A 22,083-nucleotide genomic window follows, 5' to 3' on the forward strand; every position below is an offset into this window, starting at 1 on the left:
GAGCCTCCGGCCTCGCGGGCGGCTCGCCAGGGACGAAGGTCCTATCTATCGCGCGCGCATCACGGGGTGGCGGGTCGATGCTCGGCGGACGGAGCCGTGGCGCAGGACGCCGGCGGGATGCAGCACCCCCATCCCGAGGAGCAGCAGCCCCAGCTCCAGCATGCCGAAAGCGAAGTAGACCGCCTGGAGCGGGCTGAAGGGGATGTAGATCATCTGCACGAAGATCCAGATCAGGCACGAGAATCCGGCTGCCGCACACGCGGCCGGCGCCCACGGCCAACGGACCCCGCATCCGATCGATGCGACCGCCTGCGGACCTCCCACGAGAAGCATCAGGACGAGGCCCGGCACGGCATAGCCGGAGAACGGCGATCCCCGCAGATAGTCGGCGGGCGGCACCAGGACGCTGCCGAGCCCGGGAGAGAGACTGCCCATGATCAGCACGGCTCCGCCCAGGAACGCCGTGAGCGCGACGAAGCCGGTCACCGCCACCAGCGTGAGCCGGATGCCTCTGTTCATCTCCCCCACCTCCGGGTGCGCCGGCACGGCGGCGCTTCACCGGAACGCTAAGGCGCCTGCAGCAGGTCTGCGGGGTCGAAAGTCCCGCGGACCGGCGGGACCTTCGACCCACATGCGAGAGGGGACTCCACGTGGACTGGGCTGAACGAACGGACCGGGCTGAACAGAAGGGGCCGTGCGATGAACGGACGAATCCACCACCCGCCGCGCGTCTCGATCGTGTACGAGTCGATGTTCGGGAACACGCGCCGGATCGCCGAGGCCATCGGCGAGGGACTGCGCGAGACGGTGCCGGTCGAGGTCGCTGCGGTGCATCGCCTCGAGCCCTGGCCCCTCGAGCCGGACATCGCCATCGTCGGCGCGCCGACGCATGTCCACGGATTGAGCCGGCCGTCCACACGGTCGGAGGCGGCCCGCTGGGCCGAGGATGCCGAGCGTGGACTGGAGCTCGACACGTCCGCACGCGGGATCGGGATGCGGGAGTGGCTCGACGACGCCCGGCTCGAGGTGGAGTTGTTCGCGGCATTCGACACGCGGGCCGACATGCCCGAGATCTTCACGGGCTCGGCCGCCGCGTCGATCGACCGCCGACTCCGATCGGAGGGCATCGCGCGGCTCGCGGACCCCCACAGCTTCCTCGTGGACCGGGAGAACCGTCTCGAGGAGGGCGAGGTCGAACGCGCGCGGGCATGGGGACGCGAACTCGGCGCGGCGCTGGCTCCCTACCGCGGCGAGTCGGAGGTATGAAGCGCGGCAGGACCTTCGGCCCACCGGGCCCGGGCACGCCGTCGCATCCTGATGCTCACGATGGCGACGCAGAGGGGATGGTGGATCGATGAACGAGCTCTCAGAGCCTGTCCTGGTCATGTCCGACGACGAGTGCTGGGGACGGCTTGCCACGCAGGAGGTGGGACGGATCGTCACCCGCATCGCGGACCGCATCGACATCTTCCCGGTGAACTACGTGGTCGACGACGGGAGTCTGCTGATGCGCACCGCGCAGGGCAGCAAGCTGTTCGAGCTGACGGTCAACGACGAAGTCCTCTTCGAGGTGGATGGTCACGACGACGCGCATGCGTGGAGCGTCGTGGTGCGCGGCCGGGCGCACGCACTCGACACGTCCGCGGAGGTGGAGCATGCCGACAGCCTGGGCTTGCGGCCGTGGATCCCGACGCTCAAGCGCGTCTACGTGCGGATCGTGCCGGAGTCCATGAGCGGGCGCAGCTTCGAACGCGGCCCCGAGCCGGACCGGTACGGAGTCCAGCCGTATTGAGGATCGCCGGGGTTCGGTGCAGGCCCCTGCCGGCGTCGACGACCTCGGGCTGAGCGCGCTCAGAGGGGGAAGGCCTTGACGCGCCGAAGAAGGTCGGGACCCGTGCGGTCCAGGATGCGGCCGCCGACGGTCACGCCCGCGACGATGGCACCGACTCCCACGAGGATGCCGACGACCAGCGCGAGCGCGCCGAGCGGGGCGGATGCGGTGGCCATCGCGACGATCGCGAGCACGGAGGCCGGCGCGCCCAGCACCAGGCAGGCTCCCATCACGACGAACACGATGAGGCCGCTGGCGACGCTCTGCCCCGGCACCGTCTTGAAGGGGCTGTCGCCGGCGGCGGGGACCGGTACGACCACGAGCGCCGACGACACGGCCGACGCGCCATAGCCGACCAGGAGCAGTCCGAGCGCGCCGCCCAGCACGGCCAGGAGGTGGTCCCACGTGCCCCCGATCGCCGCGACGGCGACCGCGACGGCGGTGACGGCTGGCAGCCCGACGGATGCCGCACCCAGCACTCGGCCCCAGCGGTCGGCGCGACCCGTGGCCCCCGAGGACAGCACGGCAGCGAATGCCGTGCCGTCATAGGAGATGTCGGCATAGCCGGTGACCGCCAGGATCAGCGCGACCATCACGGCCGAGACGCTGAAGAGCCATCCGTGGATTCCGCCGGTGAACGCGAACAGCGCCGGGAAGAGCGGGATGAAGATCAGCTGTCGCACGTAGCGCGGATCGCGCAGCCATGACGTCAGCGAGCGCGCCCAGGTCGCGCCCACCGCGCCCGTGGGCATGCCGCCGAACAGCCCGAGGGCACCCGACTTCGCCACCCGGGCGGCGCGTGCCGGCCGCGTCCCGCTCGACGCGTGCAGTGCGGAGGCCCACGCGGCCCACAGCAGCGCCAGGGTCGCCGCCGCGATCGCCAGCTTGCACACGGCCGACAGCCACCTCCCCGCAGCGACGTCACCGGGAACCGCCCACGCGGCGCCGATCGGCGTCCACCCGAGGATCGCGCCGGCGCGTCCGATCTGCGCGGAGAGGTCGCCCGCAGCGTCCAGCACACCGAGGATGCCCGTCAGGATCGGCCCGACCATGATCACGAGACCCAGCATCACGGTTCCGACGATCTCGCGGCCCCTCCGCCGCCCCGCAAGGCCCGTCGACACCGTGGTGACCAGCCGGCTCGCGACGACGCAGGTCAGCACACCGATCGCGATCGCCGGCAGCGCGGACACGGCCGCTGCCGGCCACCGCACCCACAGGACGATCGTCGCCGCAGCGGCAAGGGCCGTCACGATCCCGGGTATGCCGGCCAGTCCGGCGCCGGTCAGCGCGGCCATGAGCTGCGCCCTCGTGAGCGGGAACGGCGCGAGGCGCCCGGCATCCACCATCGCATCCGTCCCCGCGATCAGCAGTGGGCCGAGCACCCAGCCGAGCACGAGGAACGAGCCGCCGACGACCGCGATCGCGCGCGCGGTGGCGAGATCCCCCAGGATGCTCGCGGCGACTAGTCCGGCCACGACGGCCCCGAGCAGCCACAGCGCACCGAGGATGCCGAAGATGAAGCCGACCATCTGCCACGGGCTGCGGGCGAGGGTGTTCCCGAGGAGGCGGTAGCGCAGCCTCAGGACTGTCGCAACCACTCGGGCCCCTCCGAGGTGTGTCGACCGCCGACGAGCGTCAGGAACCGGGACTGCAGGCTCTCGCCACCGCGGACCTCTTCCACCGTTCCCGCGGCACGTACGCCGCCGGCGACGATGATCGCGACGTGATCGCACATGCGCTGCACGAGGTCCATCGAGTGACTCGAGACGACGACGCTGCCGCCCGAGGAGGTGTAGCTGCGCAGGACATCCTCGATGTTGGCCGCCGACACGGGGTCGACGGACTCGAAGGGCTCGTCGAGCACGAGCAGGCGCGGCGCATGCACGAGCGCGCACGCGAGGGCGATCTTCTTCGTCATGCCCGCGGAATAGTCCGCGACCATCGTGCCGGCCGCCTCGCGGAGATCCATGAGGTCCAGGAGGTCGGCGACCCGCGGCGCGATCTCGGGGCGCGGGATGCCGAACATCATCGCCGTGAAGGTGATGAGCTGCTCACCGGTGAGCCGGTCGAACAGCCGCACCCCGTCGGCGAGGTTGCCGATGATCCGCTTGGCTTCGACCGGGTGCTGCCACACGTCGATGCCGTGGACCTCGGCCGTCCCGGCATCGGGGCGCAGCAGTCCCGTCGCCATGGAGAGTGTCGTCGTCTTGCCGGCCCCGTTCGGCCCGACGAGCCCGAAGAACGATCCCGTCGGCACCTCGAGGTCGAGGCCGGCGACGGCGAGCTTCGCGCCGAACCGCTTGACGAGTCCCGACAACCGCAGGGCGGGAGCGGCTGGTGTCTGCTGCACAGTCACGACCCTAACGAGTCCGCCAGAAGGCGCGGCCGGGCGCTCATCGCCGCACCGTGTCCGGGATGCGGCGACTATCGCCCGCGCCGCACCGGACGTCGGCGATACTTGGCGATCGTCAGCCGGTTCGTGCGGTGATACGCGACGAGTTTGCGGTAGCGGAGCGTGCGTTCCACGGCGATGGTGACCAGCATTCCCGGATCGTGGCCGATTCTCTGGCCTGAATGCAGGAGCGCCAGCGTGACGTCGAGGTCTTCGCTGATGGCAGCATCGCCGCTGGTGACGACATCCCGGATCGCAGCCCACGCGGTGCGCCTGAGCGCCATGTTGTGGCCGTACATCACCGGTCGCTCGCCGATGATCAGCTCGTGCATCGTCCGGCCGAACGCATAGGCCGCGCGGCCGACCACGTGATCGCCCGACGAGAGGCGGGTGAAGCCGGCCGGCCCGGTCAGTCCCGCGAGGTCCGGATCGGCCGCGAACGCTCGACGGATGGATGCCGCCCAGCCTCGGGTGACCATCGTGTCCGTATCGATGCGCGCGATGACCTCGCTACTCGCGGCGTCGAAACCGGTGGTGCGGGCGTACGTGATGCCGCGCCGCGGCTCGGTCATGACGACCACACCGGCGTGCGAACGAGCGGTGGCAGCGGTGCCGTCGCTCGAGTCGTTGTCGACCACGATGATCTCGTCCACGGGATCGGATTGGAGGCTCAGGGCGGTCAGGCAGGCCTCGAGCATGACCTCGTCGTCGCGCGCCGGGATGACGACGCTGACGCTCACACGCTCATCGGTCACAGACCTGATTCTCCCGCACCCCGCTCCCGAGCGCCGAGCCCGTTGACAGCGACGGATGCGCGAGGTACCCCGGGCTCCCGCGGCTGCTCCGGCGCGACGAGTCTTGGTCGGTCCGGGAGCCCATGCTCACTCGGCGAGCGGCGAAGCGGTCCCGCCCGGCAGGTTCGACGGGGCGCGGCGGAGGCGCTCGAGTCCGCCGACGAACAGCTCGACGCCGAAGGCGAACTCGTCCGCGGTGTCGCCGCCGTTCTGCGGCGAGAGGCCGGCGGCGGGCACGACCACGCCGAGGCTGTCGTACTGCATGCGCTGCTGCTCGTGCGACACATGCCCGATGACGAAGTGCAGCAGGACGGTCGCGGCACGCGCCGCGAGGTCGGCGTCGTATCCGTCCGCCACGATGGCCGCTGTCAGCCGATCGTGAGCGGTCGTGCTGCCGAGCCCGAGCGCGAGGGTGCTGGAGACCACCTCCGCGCCGTCGCGGTAGGCGAGCAGAGCGTCGCGGAGCGCGGCCGCCGCGCCGTGGGTGTGCGACGCATCCCTCCCCGTACGCGGTGGGGCGGGCTGCGCGACGATCCGGTCCGCGAGGTCGGCGAGCAGGCTCTGCTTGTTCGGGAAATGCCAGTAGAGCGCGCTGGGCTGCAGGTCGAGGGCGGCCGCCAGTCGCCGCATCGTCAGCTCGGGCAGCCCGTCGTCGTCGAGGATGCGCAGGGCTGCCCGCGCGACATCGTCTCGCGTGTGACGACGCCCGCTTTCCGTTCCGGCCATCCCCCCACTATAGTGAACGCCGTTCAGGTGAACGGTGTTCAGGTGAACGGTGTCCAAGAACGGTGAAGGAGACGTAGATGACCGATCAGCCCCGAGCGCGACGCATGGATGCGACGGACATGGCGCGCGTGGCCGTGTTCGCGGCGATCGTCGCAGTCCTCGGCCTCCCGGGAGGCTTCACGGTCTTCGGCGCTGTGCCGATCACGGCGCAGACGCTCGGCGTGATGCTCGCCGGCGCGATCCTCGGGCCGTGGCTCGGCGCGCTGTCGATGACGGTGCTCCTCGCGCTGGTCGCCGTCGGGCTGCCCCTGCTGGCCGGTGGACGCGGAGGGATCGGGGTCTTCTTCGGGCCCTCCGCGGGCTACCTGGTCGGGTGGGTCGCCGGTGCGCTCGTGATCGGCCTCATCGTGCATGCCGGCGGTCGCAAGCCGGTGACCTGGCGGACCGTCCTGGGAATCGTCACGGGCGGGATCCTCGTCGTGTACGTGCTCGGCATCCCGGTGCAGAGTGCCGTGACCCACCTGCCTCTGGCCGACACCGCACTCCTGAGCCTCGTGTTCGTCCCGGGTGATCTCGTCAAGGCCGTGATCGCGACGGCGGTCGTGATGACGCTCGTGCGCGCGTACCCGCGTGCGTTCCGCCGCACGTGGCCGGCGCGCGTGCACGCCGCCGAGCCCGCAGAGCCGGTGCGCGTGCCGTGATCGTCCCGGTCCGCGGCGACACCGCAGGGCTTCTCAACCGACTCGGCGCCCTGCGCGCGGCCGGCGACGTTCCACTCGTCGGCGACGAGCGCTGGCCGCAGGCGCATCGGGATGCGGTTCAGGCCATCGCCGGCGGCACCGAGCCGCCGGCGGACGCCGCCTGGGCGACCCTGACGTCGGGCAGCAGCGGATCGCCCCGGATCGTGCTGCGTACCGCCGAGTCGTGGTCGGCGTCGTTCGCCGCCGTCGGGCGCTTGATGGATGCCGGCCCCGACGACGCGGTGCTGCTGCCGGCCCCGCCGGCAGCCTCCATGACGCTGTTCTCTCTCGCGCACGCACTCGGCGGCGGGCCGCGCCCGGTACTGGGCTCCGCGGACCGGTCCCGCGCGAGCTGCCTGCACGGCACGCCGCAGGCCCTGCGCGCCGTCCTGGACGCCGGGCCCCCGCCGGGGCTGCGCGCGGCGCTCGTGGGCGGTTCCCATGTCGATGATGCGCTGCGGGCTCGGGCGGCGGATGCCGGCGTCCGCGTGTGCGGGTACTACGGGGCTGCGGAGCTCTCCTTCGTCGCGGTCGACGAGGGAGACGGCCTCCGCGCGTTCCCCGGGGTGGAGCTGAGCATCCGGGATGGCGAGCTGTGGGTGCGCTCCCCCTTCATCGCCCTCGGCTACCTGGGCCCGGGCGGCCCGCTGCGGCGGGACGGCGACTGGGCCACGGTCGGCGACCGGGCGGAGCTGGTCGACGGACGACTGCGCCTGCTCGGCCGGGCGGATGATGCCATCCTCAGCGCATCGGCGACGATCGTGCCCGAGGAGGTCGAGGCTGTGCTCCGAGCCGTTCCGGGCGTCCGGGATGCCGTCGTGTTCGGACTGCCGCAGACGCGCGTCGGCGCCCTCGTCGCGGCCTTCGTGGAACTGGACGGCACATCGGGCGGAGCCGGGGCGAGGAAGAGCCTCCGCGCCGCGAGCCTCACTCGACTCGCCCCGGCGCACCGACCGCGGCGCTGGTACGCGGGAGAGCTCCCCCGCACAGCCTCGGGCAAGCCGGCGCGGGCCGAGGCGATCCGCCGAGCACGGGCCGGGGAGGTCGATCGCCTTGGCGTCTGACCGGCATCCCGTCATCATCGCCGCGCGGCGCACTCCCATCGGCACCCGCGGTCGCGCCCTCGCCGAGCTCGACGTCGCAGCGCTGGCCGCTCCCGTCATCCGCGCCACGCTCGCGGATGCGGAGGCGGCCCTGGGCCGACGTGTCACCGTCGCCGACGTGCTGCTCGGCAACTGCATGGGACCGGGCGGCAATCCGGGGCGCGTGGCGGCGCTCGCCTCGGGCCTCGGCCCTCTCGTTCCGGGCGGCACGGTCGACCGACAGTGCGGCAGCGGTCTCGCCGCGATCCTCGACGCCGCCGCCGCGACCCGCGGCGACGAGCGGATGCGCATCGCGGGAGGTGTCGAGAGCGCCTCCACGGCCCCCGTGCGCTCGAGGGGCGGTGTCCCGTACGCCAAGGCCCCGTTCGCCCCGGACGGCTTCCCCGACCCCGACATGACGCGCGCCGCCGAAGACCTGGCCGCAGAGGACGACATCCCCCGATCGCGCCAGGACGCGCACGCCGCGCGCAGCCACGCCCGCGCGCGGACGGCGCGCGACGCCGGTCGCTTCGACGCCGAGCTCGTCCCGTTCGCCGAGCTCGATCACGACGACGCCATCGGCACCGCCGAGCGTCTGCTCCCCCGTCTGGCCCCCCTCTTTCCCGGCGGGTCGCTGACGGCGGGGACCTCGACCCGCATCGGTGACGGCGCCGCCGCCGTCCTCGTCTCCCCCGGCGGCACGGGGCCCGGCCTCGCCGTCCGCGCCTGCGCGATCGTCGGCTGCGACCCGGCGCTGCCCGGCATCGGTGCGGCGCCTGCCGTACGGGCCGCTCTCACGTCCGCCGGTGCGACGGTCGCCGACGTCACCGCCTTCGAGATCGTGGAAGCGTTCGCAGCACAGAGCCTCGCCGTGCTCGACCGGCTCGGCATCGCCGAGGACGATCCGCGCGTGTGCGCGGACGGCGGCGCGCTCGCCCTCGGGCACCCCTGGGGAGCGAGCGGAGCCGTCGCCGTCGTGCGCCTGTTCAGCCGTCTCGTGCGCCGCGGCGCCGTGCCCGGCACTCTCGGGGTCGCCGCGGCATCCGTCGGCGGCGGTCTCGGCGTCGCCGCCGTCCTGGAGGTGGTCCGATGAGCATCCAGCTGGAGACCGTGTCGGTGCGCCTCGGGGATGCCGTCGTCCTGCGCGACGTGTCGGCCGACCTCGACGCGCGCACCGTCGCGGTGATCGGCGAGAACGGGTCGGGCAAGTCGACGTTCGCCCGGCTCATCGGCGGCCTCGTCGGTCCCACCGGCGGAACGATGCGGATCCTCGGTCTCGACCCCGTCACGCACGCCAAGCAGCTCCAGCGGCGCACCGCGCTCGTCTTCAGCAATCCGGATGCGCAGATCCTGATGCCCACCGTCGCCGAAGACGTCGCCTTCTCCCTCCGCGCCGACCGCCTCCCCGCGGTCGAGTTGCGTGAGCGCGTCCGCATCGCCCTCGACGGATTCGGACTCGCGGACCTCGCCGACCGCGCATCCCACGACCTGTCCGGCGGGCAGAAGCAGCTGCTGGCCCTCTGCGGTGCCTTCATCCGCAGGCCCGAGCTCGTCGTCGCCGATGAACCGACCGCCTATCTCGACGCCCGCAACGCGCGTCGCGTCGCCGATCATCTGTTCGCCGACACCGGGCACCGCCTCGTGCTCGTCACGCACGACCTCGACCTCGCACGGCGATGCGACACCGCCGTCCTGTTCGCCGAGGGACGGCTGGTCGCCGCCGGAGAGCCTGCGGCGATCGTCGCAGACTACGAAGCGATCCTGCGATGCTGACCCTCTACCGCCCCGGAGAAGGGCGCCTGCACCGCATGCCCGCGGGCCGCAAGACTCTGCTCGTCCTCGCCCTCGTGCTCGGCGTCTCCCTCCTGCCGTCGTCGTGGTGGGCCGCCGTGGTCGCCGCCTCGGCGACACTCCTCGCGTACGTCCTCGCCGAACTGCAGGACGGGATGCTGGGCATGCGCGAACTCGCCCGCCAGGTCGCCGCGCTGCGCTGGATCCTCGTGATCACGATCGTCAGCCAGCTCGTCTTCCTCGGCCCCGAGGCTGCCGTCGCCAACACGGCTCGCGTCGCCGCGGCGATCGTCCTCAGCGCGCTTCTGGTGCTGACCACCCGCGTCACCGCGCTGCTGGATGCGCTCGAACGCGGACTGCGACCGCTCGCTCGCCTCCGGCTCGACCCTCAGCTGGCGGCCCTCCTGCTCACCGTGACCCTGACCACCATCCCCACGCTCGCCCGGCTCGCGAGGGAGGTGCGCGACGCGCAGCGCGCCCGTGGCGCCCGCGGCAGCCTGCGCACCTTCGCCGTGCCGTTCCTCATCCTCGCCTCCCAGCACGCGTTCGAGCTCGGCGACGCCCTCACCGCGCGAGGCATCCGGTGATCGACCCCCGGCCGCGCGTCCTCGGCGCGGTCGTCGACGACCAGACCCGGTGCATCCACTACGGCACGCCGCTCGACATCATCGCCATTCGATTCGCGTGCTGCCGCGAGTTCTACCCCTGCCACCTCTGCCACGCCGAGACCGCCGGACACCCCGCAGAACAATGGCCCATCGCAGACCGGGAGGAGCACGCCCTCCTCTGCGGGGTGTGCGGACACCTGCTCACCATCGCCGAGTACCTCGAAGCCGACCGCTGCCCGGCGTGCCGCTCGGCCTTCAACCCCGGGTGCAAGCTCCACACCCACCTGTACTTCCGGGTGGATGCGATCAAGCCGTGAGGATGACCTTCAGCGCCTTCGTCTCGGCCGCTCGGCCGAACGTGTCGTAGGCGCTCAGGATGTCATCGAGGGCGAAGCGATGGCTGATGAACCCCGCCACGTCGATCTTTCCCTGGGCGAGCAGTTTGATCAGCATGCGCGACGTGTCTGTGTTGACGAGCCCGGTGGTGATCGTGAGGTTCTGTATCCAGGCCTTCTCGAGCGGGAACGTCACGGGCTTGCCGTGCACGCCCACGTTGGCGACATGGCCGCCGGGCCTCACGATGGCCAGCGTCATGTCCCAGGTGGCCGGCACGCCGACCGCTTCGATGGCGACATCCACGCCGAGACCGTCCGTCAGGGCGATCACCTGCTCTTTCCAGTCCGCGTCCGACGAGACGATGCCGTCGCTCGCGCCGAAGCGCTTCGCCTGCTCCACGCGGTTGGCATCCAGGTCGATCGCGATGACACGGCTCGGTCCATAGAGGGCGGCTGTGGTCATCGCCGCAAGACCGACCGGACCCGCGCCGATGACCGCGACGACATCGCCCGGCTTGACGGCGCCGTAGCGGATGCCGATCTCATGCCCCGTGGGCAGGATGTCGCTGATCATCGCCGCTTCCTCGGGCACAACGCCCTCCGGCAGCTTGTGGAGCGACGTCTCGGCGAAGGGGACCCGCACGTATTCGGCCTGCGTGCCGTCGATCAGATGCCCGAGGATCCAGCCGATCCCCGATGCTCCTTCGTCGGCCAGACAATGGGAGTACATGCCCTCGAGACAGTAGCTGCACTTGCCGCAGGCCGAGATGCACGAGACGATCACGCGATCTCCCACGGCGATCTCGGTCACCGCCTCACCGACCTCGGTGACGACGCCGACTCCTTCGTGACCGAGGATGCGACCGGGTTGCACCGCGGGCACGTCCCCCTTGAGGATGTGCAGGTCCGTCCCGCAGATCGTCGTCGTCGCGATCTTGACGATCGCGTCTGTCGGCTTCAGAATCCGGGGATCCGGCACCTCCTGCCAGACGATCGAATTCGGTCCCTGATACACCAACGCTCTCATGATCTCTCCTCGGCATTTCGCGGTGTGCGCTGATACCCATCGTGCGGCGCGCGGAAGGCGGGGCCGGGACCTTCGTCCCACCGTCTGGTGCGGGGATCCTCCTGCCCGCCCTGCCGTGGTCAGGAACGCGGGGGGTTGGCGGGAAGCCACTCCGCCAGCGTGGTGGGGAAGATCTCCGCACCGTCCAGGGGAATGAGAGTGCGCTCCTCGATGTGTGCGCCGTAGTACTGCGCGTCCGGATCCTGCACGACCGTCCGGGGATCGCCACGGAACGCGAGGCCTCGCCGGACGAACTCGTCCATGGGGAACTGCTCGGGTCCGGCGATCTCGAGATCGCCGTTGATCGGCCGCCCGGCTGCCGTGCGAGCCACGGCGGTGGCGACATCCTCCGCGGCGATCGGCTGGATGAGGGCTCCGGGCAGATGCACGGTGCCGTCGGCCACCACCGAGATGTCGGCGATGCTGCCCAGGAACTCGAAGAACTGGGTGGCGTGGACGAGCGAGTACGGCATCCCGGACTCCGTGATGAGCTTCTCCTGCGCGGTCTTGGCCCGGAAGTAGGGGATGTTCTGGGGGCGGTTGGTGCCGACGATGGTCAGCGCCACGTGGTGACCGACACCGGCGGCCGCCTCCGCGGCGAGCAGGTTGCGAGTGGAGGTGGTGAAGAACTCCAGCACGGCGTTCTCTTCGAAGGACGGCGAGTTCGAGACGTCGACGACGACCTGCGCTCCCGTCATCGCATCTGCGAGTCCCTCACCCGTCAGGGTGTCGACGCCGGTGCTGGGCGCCGCCGCGACGGCTTCGTGACCGTGCTCGGACAGCTTCGCGACCACTTTGGATCCGATGAGCCCGGTTCCGCCGACGACGATGATCTTCGCCATGTTCGTGCCTTTCGTTCGGGGGTGGCGCCGGAAGGGCGCCTCATGAGTGGTGACCGATCGTCGGGTCGCTTTGTGACACCGTCAGGGCATGTTCCAGTGCCGGAGCTTGTCGGGATTGACCACGAGCCATACGTCCGACGCCCTTCGTCCGCGAAGACGCAGAGCGAGCACCGCGACCACGCGCGCACCTTCATGGAACGCGATCGCGGGCGCGCCGTTGACGGTGGCCATCGTGGAACTCGACGCCGCGGTGGGCGTCAGCAGCTCGACAAGCGCACCGGCGGCGGCCCTGCGTCCCACGATCGGCGCGCTCGGCGCGGCGACGCGTCCCCCGCCGTCGACCAGCAGCGTGACCCCGCGGCGCAGCATCCGCTCCACACGCGTGCGATCGCCGACGCCCAGCGAGTCGCGGATCGCCTCGGCGACAGCCGCCTCGCGGCACGTCATCGGCTCTTCCGAGGGGCGATGCTGCGAGACCACGACGCGGCGACGCGCGGCGTCATGCTCCGGCCGGTGCGATGTGATGCAGCTTGTCGGGGCTCATCTGCCAGAGGAGCTGTAGGATGCCGTTCTCGGATGCGGTGACCGTCACAGCGGTGGTGACGACGCCGTTCTCAGACAGCGTCGCCGCCGGCTGACCGTTGATCTCGACCCAGCCGACGGTCTTCCCCGTCCAGAAATGCCCGGAGAACGCGGCGACGAACTTCGCGACGCGCTCGCGCCCGCGCACCGGGACCCGTGCCGCGAGCTTCACGCCGTTGCCATCGGTGTAGCTGACCACGTCCGAGGCGAACAGGTCCTCCAGGGCGCCCACATCCCCGCTCTTGGCCGCCGTGAGGAACGTCTCCAGCAACCGTCGATGCTCGCTCGCGGGGACCTCGGTGCGTCTGCTCCCGGAGAGATGCTTGCGCGCTCTGCTCACCAGCTGGCGCGCCGCGGGCGCCGTCGACCGCACGATGACGGCGATCCGCTCGTACGGATAGTCCAGGGCTTCGCGAAGCACGTACGCGGCACGTTCGGTCGGTGTGAGCTTCTCGAGCAGGAGCAGCACCGCGAACTGCAGGGCCTCCCCGCGCTCTGCCCCGAGCAGTGGATCGTCCTCCGTGTTCACCGGCTCGGGCAGCCACGGACCGATATACGTCTCCCGGCGCGAGTGGGCCGACTTCGCCTCGTTGATGCAGAGCCGCGTGGTCACTGTCGTCAGAAACGCCGCCGGCTCCTTCACCGCCGACCGATCCGTGTGCTGCCACCGGATCCACGCCTCCTGCACGATGTCTTCGGCGTCTGCGACGGTGCCCAGCATCCGATAGGCGATGCCGAACAGTCGGCGCCGCTCGCCTGCGAACACCGCTGCCGCCGCGTCGAGATCCGCCCGATCGCCCATCTCCCGGTCGTCCGTGTGTCTCACCCTTCGCCGGACCGATTCTGTCTCGCGCCGTCGTTCTTCGCAGCGCCCTACTCATCTTGACCGGATCGCCCTTCCGGATGTGACGTGCACCGCGGATCTTCCGCGCGATCGCACCGCCGAACTCTCCGGTGGGTCTCCCCGGCACCGGCTGGGGAGACCGGTTTGCGTCAGCGTGATCAAGCAGGAGACGATCTGGGGATGCCCGTGCACGATCTGCTCGCCAGCCTCGAGGAACTGCCGGCAAGCGATCTGCGGGACTCGTACATCCGCTGGGTCCGCACCGAAGGTGACACGGCGCTGCGTCGCGAGGGTGGGCCCGAGCACGTGACCGCATCCTGCCTCGTGTTCTCGCCGGAGTTCGACCGGGTCCTGCTCTGCTTCCACCGCAAGGGCCAGTTCTGGCTGCAGTTCGGCGGCCACATCGAGCCGGCCGACGCATCGGTGGCCGACGCGGCGCAGCGGGAGGCTCGGGAAGAGTCCGGCATAGCCGACCTCACGCTGCTCTCCCCTGCCATCGTCGATCTGGATCGCCACGACCTGCACGCGGGATTCTCCTGCGCCGCGCACTGGGACGTCGTGTACGCCGCCGTGGTACCCGCCGACGCCCATCTCACCGTGAGCGAGGAGAGCGAGGATGTCCGCTGGTTCCCGCTCGATGAGCTTCCCGAGAATGTGCCGCCGGGCTGGCGGTTGCGGGTACGGCAGGCTGCGCGCGAGGCGTCCTCGCGACAGCTTCGCCACAGCTGACTATGACGCGCAGGGCTCGAATATCGCGGGGACCATGGCCGCCGTCTGGTACGCGAATTCATACAGCCACCCGAGGATCGATCGGTGGGAGTCGTCTGCGACGAACTGCGCGCGGCCACCGAAGCACCGAGCGAAGATGAGGCGGGCGCGGAGGATGTGCGGTGCTTGGGTGACGACCACCACCGTGCTGAGCTGGCCGCGGTCGTACATCTCCTGCGCGTACGCCGCTTCCCCCCTCGTGGTGAACGGCGACGGGACGAAGCACGCGACGTCGATGCCTGGAGGCGGCGCGGGGCAGTACACGAGCTTTCCGGACGACGGCACGCGGTCGCTCGGAATCGAGACGATGACTTTGTCGGACACGCCCGCCTCCGCCAGGCGGTAGGCGGTGCGGATGCGGGGCTCCAGGGGCGGGCCGAGAACAAGAATCGCGTCGGCTTTCACGGGCGAGTCAGTCGCAGGGGTCACGTACAGCGCGACGCACACCGCTGCGAGCAGCGCCGCGACGGCCGCAGCCCCGGCAGCGAACCTGACCCACAGCGATACGCGTCGACCTTGCTTTCGCGCATCACCCACGGTCTTCCACCATAGGCGCCTCGGGTTCCGGCGCCCTCGCATCAGCAGTCGCGAGCCGATATCTACCGTCGACGGATAACACCGGTGTGGCCGGAGGCTGCTGGCGCGGCCCCCGGCCATCTCGCCCGCTCGTCGGCGCCTAGCCCTTCATAGCGGGCTGGAGCAGGCCCAGCAGGCCGTCCGACTCCCCGTTCGGCCCCGCGCTGAACCACACGGACTCGGTGCCACCGGCAACCTGGGTGCCGACGATGAGGCCCCAGAGGCCGTCGATGACCAGCGGTCCGCCAGACGTGCCGCGGAGAAGTCCGAGGACCGCCCCGGTCTGCGGGTCGAACACGTGGATGCGCCCGTCGCCGAAGTTCCCGACGAGCAGGTCGCCGCCGAACTGGCCGAAGCTCGCGGGTGCGAGCGTCATGCCCCACGGCGAGTTGAGCACGCCGTGGGTCGCGAACCGCTTCACGAAGTCGCCGCCCGTCGTGTAGACGTCGATGAATCCGTGGGCCGGCCCCGCGACGTCGTCGTGCAACGTCGCATCCTGCTTGGCGTACGTCACGAACACCTGGCCGTTGATCTCAGCCACGTTGAAGGGCGCGTAGCCGGCGGGCAGGTTCGGGTCGTGGAACATCGACGGCGTCGACACGAGGGTCCACGACGAGTTCCATGCGTCGATCCGGTTGGCGCGGAAGTTCGTCGCGAGCAGCAGCGGTCCGGTCGGGCTCTGCACCAGCGCCAGGCCTTTGAAGACCGAGTCGGGCATCTGCCCGCCGACCTGTGTGGCTGCGGCGCCTCCGGCCCATGCGGAGATGAAGCCGTCCTCGCCGGCGAAGATGAACCGTGCCGGTGTGGTGGTCCCCGGGACGTCGAACCCCGATCCGCTGTTGTTGAACACCTGGCCGGTCGGGGCTCCGCCCGGGATGGCGACCGAGAGCACCTTGGTCACCGGGCTGCCGGCGATGTCCGTCCGGTAGAGCGTCGTCTGATCGGATCCGTTGTCCGAGACCCAGACGGGCGTGTTGGGCCCGTGCGACAGGCCCCACGCGTTCACGAGCGCCGGATCCGTGAGCGCCGCGACCCCCGGTTGGTTCGACACGAGGTTGATCTGCTGAAATGTGCCGGTTCCGGCCGCGTTCGCCGGTCCGGCGGCCGCCACGGCCAGTGCCAGCGCTAGGCTCGCGGCTCCCCCGACGATGGTTCCTTTGGCAACCATGACATGTGCCTCCTCAAGGTTCGGCCTGCAACGGCGCAGACCCGTCCTCACACACACGAGGTGGACGCCGCCAGGGTTCATGCTGTGGTGGTTCTTCGGCGAACGCGGGACCTTCGCCCCTGTCGGTCGGTCGGCTGACTCGAAAGACTCGGCATGAGTACACGCGCCATCGCGTGCTCATCAGCCGGGTTGATGGAGGAGGCGAGACGATGTCGGCGAACCTGCAGACGACGCCCGAGCTGCCGGCGACTCGTCGCAGACCGAGCACGGCAGCCCGACGGTTCGGGTATCTGATCGCCATCCTCGTCAACGCTGCGATCCTGTATCTCATCAACGTGGAGCCGAGTTGGCGCGTGGTGCCATTCCTCACATCCGCGACTGTCGCGGTCCTTCCGTGGATCAATGGATCGATCATCGTCGGCATGGCGGCGAATCTGGTCTACCTCTTCACCGATCAGCGATGGGTGAGGGCGGCCGGCGACCTGGCGACAACGGCAGTCGGCCTTGCGGCGATGTTCCAGCTGTGGATCGTCTTCCCCTTCGAATTCCATCCGGCAGCGCCCTGGACACTTCTGACCCGCATCCTCATCACCCTCGCGATCGCCGGATCTGCCATCGCCATCGTCGTTCAGCTCATCCGATTCGTGCAGGTACTGGCCCGCCCGCCACGACACGATGGAACCTGAATTCCGGACACCGATGGCAACGGCGTGGTGCTGCGCGGGCGTTCAGCCACCGAAGTGGGTGTGGATGATGAATGTCCGGGGGTCTCGTTACCGTCAGCTCCGTGGCAGTAAGTGACGCGCTCGCCGGGCTGGACCCCGCACAGCTCGAGGCGGTCGAGCACGGCGATGGGCCGCTGGTGGTCGCGGCAGGGGCGGGCACGGGCAAGACGCGCGTGCTCACCGCGCGGGTTGCGCGGCTGCTCGAGGCAGGGGTGCCCCCTGAACGGATCCTGCTGCTGACGTTCACGCGGCGCGCGGCATCCGCGATGCTCTCTCGCGCCGCGGTCATGTGCGGCGACGCGCAGGCGGCACAGCGCATCGCCGGCGGCACGTTCCATGCGGTCGCGCACCGCATCGTCGCGGAGCACGCACAGCATCTGGGGCTGGCGGACGTGACGGTCATCGATCCCGACGACGTCATCGACCTGATCGACCTGCTGCGTGCGGAGCACGGGCTCGACGGCACCGAGGTGCGGCTGCCCACGACGCGCACCATCGCCGACATCGCCTCCCGCGCGATCAACACCGCGACGCCGGCCCGCGCGGTCATCGAAGAGCAGTTTCCCTGGGCGCTGGAACAGGCCGATGCGATCGCCGGTCTGTTGCGCCACTACCGCGCCCGCAAGCGCGAGCGCGGCCTGCTCGATCTGGATGATCTGCTCATCGCCTGGCGGGCGCTGGTCGCTGACCCCGATGTGGGAGCGCGGCTGCGCGCGCGCTGGGACTGGGTGCTCGTCGACGAGTACCAGGACGTCAACCAGCTTCAGGTCGACATCGTGCGCGGGCTCAGTCCCGACGGCCGCGGGCTCACGGTCGTCGGCGACGACGCACAGGCGATCTACGCGTTCCGAGGGGCGAGCGCCGGCCACCTGCTCGAACTCGTCGAGGCCTACCCCGATGCCACGCTCGTGCGTCTCGAACGCAATTTCCGTTCCACGCAGCAGATCCTCGACCTCGCGAACCAGGTGCGCCCGGGCGAACTGAGGCTGCGGCTCGTCGCCGACCGTCCGCAGCCGGGCGCCCGACCGACGCTGGTGACCTGCCGGAATGCAGACGACGAGGCGCGCACGATCGCGGACCGCATCCTCGCCGCACACGTCGATGGCACGCCACTGCGTTCGCAGGCCGTGCTGATGCGCACCGGATCCCACAGCGCGCAGCTGGAGGTCGAGCTCAAGGTGCGGGGGATCCCGTTCCACAAGTTCGGCGGGATCGGCTACCTGGAGACGTCGCATGTGCGCGACCTGCTGGCGAGCTTCCGAGTGGTGCTCAATGCGGCAGACGAGGTGTCCTGGTACCGCCTGCTCACCCGGCACCGCGCGATCGGCAAAGCGAGTGCGCGCGCACTCGCAGGGATCCTCGCGGACGGGGGCATCGATCGCGCGGCCGACGCGGTCGCGGCGGCACCCGCGAAGGGGCGCACCCTACTTGCCTCGACCTTGTCGCTGCTCGGCGCCGTCGACTCCACGACCGTCGTGCCGGAGCTGGTCGAGGCGTGCCGAGGCGCGGTGGATCCGCTGCTGCGCGCGTACTACCCGGATTGGCAGCGTCGGGTGACCGAGGTCGACGGCATCGCGCAGGCGGCCGCTCGACAGAGCGATCTCCGCACGTTCGTCAGCGAGCAGGCGATCGACCCGGTGAACGTCGCCGGCGACTGGGCGAAACAGCCACATCTCGACGAGGACTGGCTGACCCTCTCCACGATCCACTCCGCGAAGGGCCTGGAGTGGGACACGGTGCACCTCCTGCGCGCGAACGACGGCGCGATGCCCTCCGACATGGCTCTCACCTCGTCCGTCGGCCTCGCCGAGGAGGAGCGCCTCTTCTACGTCGCGCTCACCCGGGCGCGCGACGTCGTCGACGTGTACGTGCCCGCGCAGCTGCCCACGCATCCCTCAGCGTTCATGGCGAAGCATGTCGCCGCCAAGCCCAGCAGGTTCCTGACCGAGCCCGCACGCGCTCTCATGGAGTCGGTCAGCACGGCGGCCGTCACGTCCGGGCCTGCGATCACCCGGGCTGTCGGGGCGCCGCGCGTGCGCACGGATGCGTTCGACGAACTCTTCGCCTGACCTGCACACGCCGGCTGCCGGACCGGAACCACGGTCACAGCTGGGTGTGATCGGGGGCGCGTACGTTGGCGGCATGGTCGGCGGATTGGTCTCGTTGTCGCCGCTGCAGGCGCTCGGGATTCCGGTCGCCCTGCTCGGATCGGTGTTCCTGGCTTTCGGGGCCCAGTTCCAGCAGCGCGGCGTGGCCAGAGTCGACGCCGACAGCCGAGCCGACGCGAAGACGGGGCTCGGTGTGGGTCACCTGCTGGCGTTGGCCCGCCGGCCCGCGTGGCTCGTGGGAACGCTGATACTCGCCGGCGCCATCGTGCTGCAACTCCTCAGCCTGCTTCTCGCCCCGCTGACCGTCGTGCAGCCCCTGGGTGCGCTCGCACTCGTGATCACGGCCCTTCTCAACGCGCGCGCGACCAGGACGCGCCTCAGCAACTCGGCGATCCGCGCCATCCTCCTCTGCGTCGGCGGCATCGGCGTCTTCGTCGCGGTCGCCGCATACACAACGACCTCGATCCCGATCCAGACCGAGCAGCTCGTGATCGTGCTGATCATCCTCGCCTGCGTTCTCGCCATCCTCGCTGCAGGCTTCGTCCTCTTCCGTCGACGCTCGCCGACCGTCTACTACATCATCGCCGGAGGCATTCTCTTCGGGTTCGTGGCCACGCTCGCGAAGGTCGTCATCGACCGCGTCCAGACCATCGTCATGCACGGTTTCGCACTCGCGCCCGGTGACGGCCTGACCGTTCTCGCCGTCCTTGCGATCATCGTCGCGGCCCTCGCCGGCTCCTACCTGGTCCAGACCGCCTACTCGAGCGGATCTGCCGCCCTGGTCGTCGCCGGTCTCACGGTCATCGACCCCATGGTCGGCGTCACGATCGGCATCGTCGTTCTCGGCGAGGCGGTCGCCGCGCCCTCGTGGGTCGGGATCGTCTTCGTGCTCGCCGGCGCGGTCGCCGTCCTGGGCGTGTTCCGTCTTGCCCGGCTGAAGGAATCAGCACCCGCGTGACCCCGTGTAAGCCCCCATGCACCCCGCCGCCGTGTGGATGCGGCGGCGGGGTGCAGGCGTTGCACCGGCGAGGGATGCCGGGCCACGGTCATCCACGCCCCGGGACGCGCATCCGCTGTCAGGGCGGCGGGTCTTGCGGTGGAGGCGCACGACCGCGGGCCGCTCTCGTGAGCCGGCTCAGCGCGGCTGATCGGTCGAGGCATGAACACCGCTTCGGACCGCGGCCGGCTGCCGACTTCTCGGGAATGTCACGGTGATGTCCAGTCCCCCTGTCGGGGGTGCCACCGTTTCGACGGTCGCGGCGTGCGCGTGGGCGATCGACTGCACGATGCTCAGCCCCAGGCCGAAGCCGTCACCGGTCCGATCATCGAGCCGCGTGAAGGGTTCGAACAGCCGGGCGACCTCCCCGGGCGGCACCGGCGGTCCGCTGTTGACGACCCGCAGCATCACGTGCATCTCGTCCTCCGCGACGGAGACCCGGACAGTGCCGCCGCGTTCGTTGTAGCGGACGGCATTGTCCACGAGGTTTGCGACGAGGCGCCCGAGCAGGCTCGGATCGCCGTCGACCTCACCGGGCGCCGTCGCCACCGCGATCGTCATGTCTTCGGCACGAATCCGCTCCACCGCCATGCGCACGATATCGCCGAGCGCGACCGGCCCGGCGCTGTGCACGATGGCGTCGCTGCGGGCGAGGGTCAGAAGCGCGTCGATCAACGCGTCCGCTCGATCGGTCTCATCGCGCACGTCCTCTCCCATCCGTCGGAGCTCGCCGATCGAGGGCGACGTCCTGGCCAGGACAACGTCCACCGCGGTGCGGATGACGGTCAGCGGGGTGCGGAGCTCATGGCTGGCATTGGCGATGAAGCGCCTCTGCGAGACGAATGCCGCTTGCAGCCGATCGAGCATGCCGTCGAAGGTGTCAGCGAGCTCCCGCAGCTCGTCGTGCGGACCGTCAAGAGCGAGCCGGGCGGAAAGGTCCCCCTCCCCCGCAGCCCGAGCTGCATCCGTGATCCGCTTCACCGGTCGGAGGATGCGCCCCGCCACCACCCATCCGATCACGCCGGACAGGAGAGTCAGCACAGCAAGTGCGATCAGCGCATCCACCGCGAGCGTCTGCAGCATGGCGCCGCGCTGCACGGCGGCGAACGCGGCGGAGCTGTGCGAGAGGAGCACCGCGCACTTCTCGCGGAGATTCGCGTCGACGGGAACGCCCGTGGTGCCGAGATTGGTGCACGTCTTGAGCAGCTTCTCGTAGTCGGGCGGAACGCTGATGTCGGATGCATGAACGTTCGCGGAGACGAGGAGATACGTGAGCCCGACCAGGGCGGCGCCCGCGACGGCGAACAGGCCCATGAACAGGAGCGCCAGCCGCGCGCGGGCTGTCGAGAACAACCGTCTCACAGCCGGTACCCCGCCCCCACGACCGTCTCGATCACCGGGGGATCCCCGAGCTTCTTGCGAAGCCGCGCGAGCGTCACCGCGACGGTGTTGCTGAACGGATCCGCGTTGACGTCCCACACATGCTCGAGCAGCTCTTCGGCGCTCACCACGGCGCCGTCCGCGGCGGCCAGGCACTCCAGCACGCCGAACTCCTTCAGCGTGAGCGGCAGTGGACGCCCCGCGCGCGTGCAGCGCATCCGCGGCCGGTCGATCACGAGATCCCCGCGCCGGATGACCGCAGCTTTCGAGGGCTCACGGCGACCGAGCGCGCGGATGCGGGCGACCAGCTCTTCGAAGGCGAACGGCTTGCCGAGGTAGTCGTCGGCGCCGAGTTCCAACCCGTCCACTCGATCGGCGACATCGGCTGCGGCCGTGAGCATGATGATGCGCACCGGATCCTCCCGGCTGGCGAGCTCGCGGCACACCCTGTCTCCATGCACGACGGGCAGGTCGCGGTCGAGCACGACGACGTCATAGTCGACCTCCTCGGTCTGCTCGAGGGCGCGGGCGCCGTCGTAGACGACATCGGCGGCGAAGCCCGCATCAGTCAGGCCCTCGGCGATCAGGTGAGCCAATTGCCGATGGTCCTCTACAACGAGAACGCGCATGAACTCATTGTCGCGGCGACGGGATGACGCGGGCATAACACGCCGCGTTCGGCTCGTGTCATCCACCTCCGGATACAACGGGTTCATCGCCCCACG

General features: G+C 70.4%; 25 protein-coding genes. 12 read left to right on the forward strand and 13 right to left on the reverse strand.

The genetic code is table 11. The features are described 5' to 3' along the window. Window positions 1-45: 45 nt before the first annotated feature. On the reverse strand, window positions 46-519 hold the full coding sequence (locus SM116_RS10945; RefSeq protein WP_320941019.1) for a hypothetical protein: 474 nt from the start codon (window positions 517-519) through the stop codon (window positions 46-48). 180 nt (window positions 520-699) lie between these two features. On the opposite strand from SM116_RS10945, the gene SM116_RS10950 reads away from it, so the two are divergent. After that, a complete protein-coding gene (locus SM116_RS10950; protein ID WP_320941020.1) occupies window positions 700-1,266 on the forward strand; it encodes a flavodoxin family protein in 567 nt (188 codons plus the stop codon). A gap of 88 nt (window positions 1,267-1,354) precedes the next feature. Continuing rightward, a complete protein-coding gene (locus SM116_RS10955) occupies window positions 1,355-1,792 on the forward strand; it encodes a pyridoxamine 5'-phosphate oxidase family protein (RefSeq protein WP_320941021.1) in 438 nt (145 codons plus the stop codon). A 59-nt stretch (window positions 1,793-1,851) separates the two neighbouring features. Here the strand turns inward: SM116_RS10955 and SM116_RS10960 are convergent, their stop codons facing one another. From SM116_RS10960 to SM116_RS10975, 4 genes are all read right to left on the reverse strand, one after another. After that, window positions 1,852-3,432, reverse strand: a complete 1,581-nt coding sequence (locus SM116_RS10960; RefSeq protein ID WP_320941022.1) for a hypothetical protein — start codon at window positions 3,430-3,432, stop codon at window positions 1,852-1,854. Beyond that, a complete protein-coding gene (locus SM116_RS10965; RefSeq protein WP_320941023.1) occupies window positions 3,414-4,184 on the reverse strand; it encodes an ABC transporter ATP-binding protein in 771 nt (256 codons plus the stop codon). The genes SM116_RS10960 and SM116_RS10965 overlap by 19 nt, the downstream gene beginning before the upstream one ends. 74 nt (window positions 4,185-4,258) lie before the next feature. After that, window positions 4,259-4,981, reverse strand: coding sequence for a glycosyltransferase family 2 protein (locus SM116_RS10970; RefSeq protein ID WP_320941024.1), 723 nt, complete (start codon window positions 4,979-4,981; stop codon window positions 4,259-4,261). A gap of 126 nt (window positions 4,982-5,107) precedes the next feature. Beyond that, on the reverse strand, window positions 5,108-5,746 hold the full coding sequence (locus SM116_RS10975) for a TetR/AcrR family transcriptional regulator C-terminal domain-containing protein (protein WP_320941025.1): 639 nt from the start codon (window positions 5,744-5,746) through the stop codon (window positions 5,108-5,110). Between the two features lie 77 nt (window positions 5,747-5,823). Here SM116_RS10975 and SM116_RS10980 point away from each other — a divergent pair, with 77 nt between their 5' ends. From SM116_RS10980 to SM116_RS11005, 6 genes are read left to right on the forward strand one after another with little or no spacing between them, the layout of a single operon-like run. Then, complete coding sequence (locus tag SM116_RS10980) at window positions 5,824-6,447, forward strand: biotin transporter BioY (RefSeq protein ID WP_320941026.1); 624 nt, start codon at window positions 5,824-5,826, stop codon at window positions 6,445-6,447. After that, the gene (locus SM116_RS10985; protein ID WP_320941027.1) at window positions 6,393-7,550 is read left to right on the forward strand and encodes a class I adenylate-forming enzyme family protein; all 1,158 of its coding nucleotides are present in this window, start codon (window positions 6,393-6,395) and stop codon (window positions 7,548-7,550) included. The genes SM116_RS10980 and SM116_RS10985 overlap by 55 nt, the downstream gene beginning before the upstream one ends. Beyond that, window positions 7,540-8,661: a thiolase family protein gene (locus tag SM116_RS10990; protein WP_320941028.1), complete on the forward strand. Its 1,122-nt coding sequence runs from the start codon at window positions 7,540-7,542 to the stop codon at window positions 8,659-8,661. Before SM116_RS10985 ends, SM116_RS10990 begins: the two co-directional genes overlap by 11 nt. Further along, complete coding sequence (locus SM116_RS10995) at window positions 8,658-9,341, forward strand: energy-coupling factor ABC transporter ATP-binding protein (RefSeq protein ID WP_320941029.1); 684 nt, start codon at window positions 8,658-8,660, stop codon at window positions 9,339-9,341. Before SM116_RS10990 ends, SM116_RS10995 begins: the two co-directional genes overlap by 4 nt. Next, window positions 9,335-9,946, forward strand: a complete 612-nt coding sequence (locus SM116_RS11000) for a CbiQ family ECF transporter T component (protein WP_320941030.1) — start codon at window positions 9,335-9,337, stop codon at window positions 9,944-9,946. The genes SM116_RS10995 and SM116_RS11000 overlap by 7 nt, the downstream gene beginning before the upstream one ends. Then, on the forward strand, window positions 9,943-10,284 hold the full coding sequence (locus SM116_RS11005; protein ID WP_320941031.1) for a CHY zinc finger protein: 342 nt from the start codon (window positions 9,943-9,945) through the stop codon (window positions 10,282-10,284). The genes SM116_RS11000 and SM116_RS11005 overlap by 4 nt, the downstream gene beginning before the upstream one ends. Here the strand turns inward: SM116_RS11005 and SM116_RS11010 are convergent. From SM116_RS11010 to SM116_RS11025, 4 genes are all read right to left on the reverse strand, one after another. Beyond that, window positions 10,274-11,329, reverse strand: a complete 1,056-nt coding sequence (locus tag SM116_RS11010; RefSeq protein WP_320941032.1) for a zinc-dependent alcohol dehydrogenase family protein — start codon at window positions 11,327-11,329, stop codon at window positions 10,274-10,276. The genes SM116_RS11005 and SM116_RS11010 overlap by 11 nt on opposite strands. A gap of 119 nt (window positions 11,330-11,448) precedes the next feature. Further along, entirely contained in the window at window positions 11,449-12,210 is a 762-nt protein-coding gene (locus SM116_RS11015; protein ID WP_320941033.1) for an SDR family oxidoreductase, read from the reverse strand. Between the two features lie 81 nt (window positions 12,211-12,291). Next, complete coding sequence (locus tag SM116_RS11020; protein WP_320941034.1) at window positions 12,292-12,657, reverse strand: sigma-70 family RNA polymerase sigma factor family protein; 366 nt, start codon at window positions 12,655-12,657, stop codon at window positions 12,292-12,294. A 52-nt stretch (window positions 12,658-12,709) separates the two neighbouring features. Beyond that, the gene (locus SM116_RS11025) at window positions 12,710-13,618 is read right to left on the reverse strand and encodes an RNA polymerase sigma-70 factor (protein ID WP_320941035.1); all 909 of its coding nucleotides are present in this window, start codon (window positions 13,616-13,618) and stop codon (window positions 12,710-12,712) included. Between the two features lie 198 nt (window positions 13,619-13,816). On the opposite strand from SM116_RS11025, the gene SM116_RS11030 reads away from it, so the two are divergent. Continuing rightward, window positions 13,817-14,365 carry an NUDIX hydrolase gene (locus SM116_RS11030; RefSeq protein ID WP_425563284.1) on the forward strand — a complete coding sequence of 183 codons (549 nt, stop codon included), beginning with the start codon at window positions 13,817-13,819 and terminating at the stop codon, window positions 14,363-14,365. Here SM116_RS11030 and SM116_RS11035 read toward each other — a convergent pair whose 3' ends face one another. Continuing rightward, complete coding sequence (locus SM116_RS11035) at window positions 14,366-14,941, reverse strand: YdcF family protein (protein ID WP_320941037.1); 576 nt, start codon at window positions 14,939-14,941, stop codon at window positions 14,366-14,368. Window positions 14,942-15,080: 139 nt separating this feature from the next. After that, on the reverse strand, window positions 15,081-16,148 hold the full coding sequence (locus SM116_RS11040; protein WP_320941038.1) for a TIGR03118 family protein: 1,068 nt from the start codon (window positions 16,146-16,148) through the stop codon (window positions 15,081-15,083). Window positions 16,149-16,357: 209 nt separating this feature from the next. On the opposite strand from SM116_RS11040, the gene SM116_RS11045 reads away from it, so the two are divergent. From SM116_RS11045 to SM116_RS11055, 3 genes are all read left to right on the forward strand, one after another. Further along, window positions 16,358-16,834: a hypothetical protein gene (locus tag SM116_RS11045; protein WP_320941039.1), complete on the forward strand. Its 477-nt coding sequence runs from the start codon at window positions 16,358-16,360 to the stop codon at window positions 16,832-16,834. 101 nt (window positions 16,835-16,935) lie between these two features. Continuing rightward, a complete protein-coding gene (locus SM116_RS11050; protein ID WP_320941040.1) occupies window positions 16,936-18,942 on the forward strand; it encodes an ATP-dependent helicase in 2,007 nt (668 codons plus the stop codon). Between the two features lie 73 nt (window positions 18,943-19,015). Beyond that, complete coding sequence (locus tag SM116_RS11055) at window positions 19,016-19,939, forward strand: DMT family transporter (RefSeq protein ID WP_320941041.1); 924 nt, start codon at window positions 19,016-19,018, stop codon at window positions 19,937-19,939. 177 nt (window positions 19,940-20,116) lie between these two features. Here SM116_RS11055 and SM116_RS11060 read toward each other — a convergent pair whose 3' ends face one another. Continuing rightward, window positions 20,117-21,340, reverse strand: a complete 1,224-nt coding sequence (locus SM116_RS11060) for a sensor histidine kinase (RefSeq protein ID WP_320941042.1) — start codon at window positions 21,338-21,340, stop codon at window positions 20,117-20,119. Further along, window positions 21,337-21,987 (reverse strand): response regulator transcription factor, encoded by a 651-nt coding sequence (locus SM116_RS11065; RefSeq protein WP_320941043.1) that lies wholly within the window; start codon window positions 21,985-21,987, stop codon window positions 21,337-21,339. Before SM116_RS11065 ends, SM116_RS11060 begins: the two co-directional genes overlap by 4 nt. Between the last annotated feature and the right edge of the window lie 96 nt (window positions 21,988-22,083).

This window comes from Microbacterium rhizosphaerae (assembly GCF_034120055.1).
GTDB lineage: Bacteria > Actinomycetota > Actinomycetes > Actinomycetales > Microbacteriaceae > Microbacterium > Microbacterium rhizosphaerae.